Below are 4,441 nucleotides of genomic sequence, written 5' to 3' on the forward strand. Positions count from 1 at the left end.
GCGCGGCAGTGGCAGAAGATGGGCTCCGGGACGATCGAACCTGTTTCTAGCCCTTTTTCTCGAACCGCGCCTTGAACATTTCAGGGTCGAAGATGCGGATGATGCCGGACTGGCTGCCGGTCGCCATCAGTGTGCCATCGTCGGCGAACATGGCGATGCGGCCGTGCACGAAGCCATTGTGAACGCCCTCGATCTGGATATCGCAGCACACCCATTCAGTCTCTACGATCTTGCGGATGCGCAGCGTATTATCGAGCGAGTTCGCGCCCGCCGGCAGGCCAAGCGCATGGCTGGTCGCTGACGGTACGAAATCATTGATGATGGCGAGCATGGCCGACCCGATCGGCTCGCCCGTCTTCGAGCGCCCCCAGAGCACGACATGGCCATCCTCGCTCTTGCCGCCTTCGACCGCCCGGTCGCGGGCATAACGACCACGCGCGACGCGCATGTCGAGATAGTGGTGCAGGTCGACATTCTCCTTGTCGAAGCGCGGCATCGGATCGCAGTCTTCCGGCTTCGGCACGTCCGGCATGGCGAGCCATTGGTGCGAATGCTCCGACTCGCGCTCGCCGACCGCTGCATTGACCGTATAGATCTCACGCTCATTGATGTGGGCGCGCACGCGGGCCTGGGTAATGTTCTTGCCGGCCATCGGCACTTTAACATCGATGTCCATGATGTCCGGCGGATTGGCGAAAGAGAGATATTGCGCCGTCGCCCAGATACAGGGCCGCCCCGTGGTTCGCTCTAGCGCCGTAATGGCGGTCGCGAGGCCAACACCGCCGAACAGGAATTTCTTGCCGGGCGGGCCAACGCAAAGGCGCGGCTCAATCGGCAAATACCAGCGATGGGGATTATGTGTCGACTTGAGGTCGATGAAGGGTGAATCACTCATACCAAGAGAATCTAGTGAATCGTAATGGAACACAAAAAAAGTCCTACAAACACGCCGCTTCAGTCAGCACTCAACCTAAATTCACTTTCGCGACTCTCCAACCGCCCTAAACTCTAGGCTCTTTAACTATCGAAAACACGCATTAGAGTACTCCTCTTGGTCGATTTTTTGGAGATTGCCCGCATGGTATATGAATGGAAGAACGCCCCCATCGGCGCAGTTGCTGCTAACCGAAAATGTACGCTTCACAATAAGAGAACTGGCAAACAAGTGGGGCGAATTGATCAAATAGCTACACATAAGCTGAAGCTCAAAGAAGTTTACGAGATCATTTTTCCTAGGAAGGTTCAATCGCGGAAATTTAGCAGTATTCAAGATGCTCGAGACGAACTCAAATTTCTGGCGGAGACGTCCGATGCTTAGAAATTTTGTTAAAGTGATTTCGATACTGGTACTGGTCAGTGGCTGTGCTTCGTCCGCTCCACTTACGGGTACCGTTTCAAATTCCACCAAGCCTTCACTTGGTGAAATCACAACCGCTGAAATTGGCGAACCTCTGTTCAGGTCGACAACAGCTCGCACGACGAGAGGAGTCGAGTTCTCATCTGGCTTGCAATACAACGCAACCGCCGGGCACGTTTGGGAACTCAAGCCACCTTGGGCTGAAACAACTCAGGGAAAGTTTTGTGGATCAGCTCTACATGTTCAAGGTTTTCTGGGAGGGCCACCGCCGATGGGAGGACCGCAAGTGCAGCGCATGTGCCTTGAGGAGGATTGGTTTCTTGATAATGCGCCAGCTTCAAAGTTTGGTACTGTGACGCTCAACACCCCAGATTTTTTTCAAAGAGAGCTAATCTATACTGGCCAGCAGTCGGGCAACATCAACATACTTTATCGAGAGTTCGCGGGAGACACAATTCGACCCGCTTTCTCTCAAGACCTCACGTTCAATATTGCGACAGACCCTAACTTTGGTGCGCAAGGGGCAAGGATTAAGGTCTACGAAGCAACCAATACCGAAATCCGTTATGAGGTTATACGCCCCTTTTCGGAATAGGAAATTGGCACGGGACATAAAATCAGCGCTCTTTCGGGTCGAGTGCATCCCTCAGACCGTCGCCGATGAAATTCAGGCAGAGCAGCGTCACCGCCATCAGGATCGCAGGCGCCATCAGCAGGTAAGGCTTGTCCTGCATTTCTTTCGCGCCATTGGAGATCAGCACGCCGAGCGACGTCAGCGGCTCGTTCACGCCGAGGCCGAGGAAGGAGAGGAAGCTTTCCGCCATGATCACGACCGGAATGGTCAGCGTCACATAGACCGCGACGGGGCCGACCACGTTGGGCAGGATGTGCCGGCGGATAATCGCCGAGCCTGGCACACCGGCAGCCCGCGCCGCCTCGATGAATTCCTTGCCCTTGATGGCGAGTGTCTGGCCGCGCACGATCCTGCTCATGGTCAGCCACTCGACCGCGCCAATCGCGGCAAAGATCAGCACGATGTTCCGCCCGAACACGGTGAGCAGCAGGATGACGAAGAAGATGAACGGCATGGCATAAAGCACGTCGACAAAGCGCATCATGAGATTGTCCGTGCGCCCACCCACAAAGCCGGCAATCGCGCCCCAGGTTACGCCGATGATCAGCGAGACGATGGTCGCCACAAGCCCGACGGCCATGGAGATGCGAAGGCCCAGCAGGTTGCGCGCGACAAGGTCTCGGCCCTGCTCGTCAGTGCCGAGAAGGTGCCAGTTGTCGAGGGTCGGCGCCAGTTCGGTCTCGCCGGAAATCTGGCTGTAGTCATGCACCCAGAGGATCGGGCCGAGCGTGGCGAGAAACACCATCACGCCGAGCACCCACATTGAGACGACAGCCGCCTTGTTGTTGAACAGCCGCCGCTTGGCATCGTCCCAGAGCGAGCGTCCGCCTGCGACGGCCTGCTCCAGCGGCTCCTTGCGGCGTGTGAGGTCCATTGGATCAGTCATACTTCACCTTCGGATCGAGCAGTGCGTAGAGGATGTCGGCAATCAGATTGAACAGCACGATCAGCGTCGCGTAGATAATCAGCGCGCCCATGACGAGCGTATAGTCCCGGTTGATCGCGCCATCCACGAAATAGGAGCCCATGCCCGGCAGGCCGAAGATACGCTCAATGACCAGCGAGCCGGTCATCACCCGCGCCATGGCCGGGCCGGCATAGGAGACGAGCGGCAGGATGGCGGACGGCAGGACGTGCCGCCGGATGACGGTGCGCTCAGGCAATCCCTTGGCCCGGGCGGTGCGCACATGCGGCGAGCGCATCGTCTCGATGACAGAGGCCCGCATCAGGCGCGAGATGATCGCGATCTGCGGCAGCGCCAGCGTCAGCACGGGCAGCGTCATATTGTAAAAGCTCATGCCGATATTCGGGTATTCGCCGAGCCCGCCAACAGCGAACAGCCCCGCGCCAAGCGCAAAGGTCAGGATCAGAATCGGCCCGGTGACGAAAGTCGGGATGGAAATGCCAGCCATGGCAAAGCCCATCACCGTATAATCGCCCGCCGTATTCTGCCGGAGACCCGCAAACACGCCGAGGCTGGTGCCGACGATCAGCGCGACCAGCATGGAGAGCGAGCCGATGGCGAGGCTGACAGGCAGGCCGTCTGCGATGAGATCGTTCACCGATTTGCCGAGCGTCTTCATCGACGGGCCGAAATCGCCCTGCAGCACGCCGAGGAGATAATCGGTGAACTGTTTCCACAGCGGCTGGTCCATGCCGAACTTGGCGGCGATGGCCGCTTCGGTCGCAGCATTCAGCTTGCGCTCGCCGTCAAACGGGCCGCCGGGCGCCAGGCGCATCATGAAGAAGGCAACGGCGATAATGACGAGAAGCGTGGGGATGGCGAACAGAAGACGCCGGATCACATAGGCCCATGGAATGCGGGACAGGCTTCGCTGAAGGGCTGACACAGTCGGGCTTTTCTCTCTATTCGTTTTAACACAAGCAGACTTCGGGCCTTGGAAGTCCGAAAGAACGTTCCTAGGTTCACAGCGAAGCCCTGCTTGTCAACGATACATGACACCGGAGTAATTGATGGCCGACATCCGCAAAGTAACCGACCATTTTTCGGTCGCGCCACAGATCAGTGAAGATGATGTGGATCAGATCGCGGCGGCGGGTTTCAAGACGATTGTCGCCAACAGGCCGGATGGCGAAGGCGGCGTCGATCAGCCGCGCATGGGATCGATCCGCACCCGCGCCGAAGAAAAAGGCCTGACCTTTGTCGCCTTGCCCTTTTCCGGCGCACCAACGCCTGAGATCATCGAGCGCACCCAATCGATTCTCTCCGAAGCCCCTGCCCCTGTGCTTGCCTATTGCCGCACAGGGACGCGCTCGATCACGGCCTGGGCGCTGACCTATGCCGGCCAGGGCCAGGCAGAGGAAATCGTCGATGCGGCTGCAGGTGCAGGCTATGACCTGTCCGGTCTGCAACGCCTGCTCTAGTCACGAACAAGCGATCGATTGTGAACAGATTAAAGCATGACAAGCGGTGCTAAAGAGTTGAAACT

5 protein-coding genes are annotated in these 4,441 nt (G+C 57.9%); 2 read left to right on the forward strand and 3 right to left on the reverse strand.

What is annotated here, in order from left to right; genetic code table 11:
* Positions 1-46: 46 nt before the first annotated feature.
* On the reverse strand, positions 47-895 hold the full coding sequence (locus WA989_RS07935; RefSeq protein WP_424339965.1) for an acyl-CoA thioesterase: 849 nt from the start codon (positions 893-895) through the stop codon (positions 47-49).
* Between the two features lie 415 nt (positions 896-1,310).
* Here WA989_RS07935 and WA989_RS07940 point away from each other — a divergent pair, with 415 nt between their 5' ends.
* A complete protein-coding gene (locus tag WA989_RS07940; protein ID WP_424339966.1) occupies positions 1,311-1,952 on the forward strand; it encodes a hypothetical protein in 642 nt (213 codons plus the stop codon).
* Between the two features lie 22 nt (positions 1,953-1,974).
* Here the strand turns inward: WA989_RS07940 and WA989_RS07945 are convergent, their stop codons facing one another.
* Together WA989_RS07945 and WA989_RS07950 are read right to left on the reverse strand one after the other, a co-directional pair.
* Positions 1,975-2,877 (reverse strand): ABC transporter permease, encoded by a 903-nt coding sequence (locus WA989_RS07945; RefSeq protein ID WP_424339967.1) that lies wholly within the window; start codon positions 2,875-2,877, stop codon positions 1,975-1,977.
* Positions 2,870-3,841 carry an ABC transporter permease gene (locus WA989_RS07950; protein ID WP_424339968.1) on the reverse strand — a complete coding sequence of 324 codons (972 nt, stop codon included), beginning with the start codon at positions 3,839-3,841 and terminating at the stop codon, positions 2,870-2,872. The genes WA989_RS07945 and WA989_RS07950 overlap by 8 nt, the downstream gene beginning before the upstream one ends.
* A 124-nt stretch (positions 3,842-3,965) precedes the next feature.
* Here WA989_RS07950 and WA989_RS07955 point away from each other — a divergent pair, with 124 nt between their 5' ends.
* Positions 3,966-4,376, forward strand: a complete 411-nt coding sequence (locus tag WA989_RS07955) for a TIGR01244 family sulfur transferase (protein WP_424339969.1) — start codon at positions 3,966-3,968, stop codon at positions 4,374-4,376.
* Positions 4,377-4,441 lie beyond the last annotated feature (65 nt).

The organism is Henriciella sp. (assembly GCF_049649345.1).
Classification (GTDB): domain Bacteria; phylum Pseudomonadota; class Alphaproteobacteria; order Caulobacterales; family Hyphomonadaceae; genus Henriciella.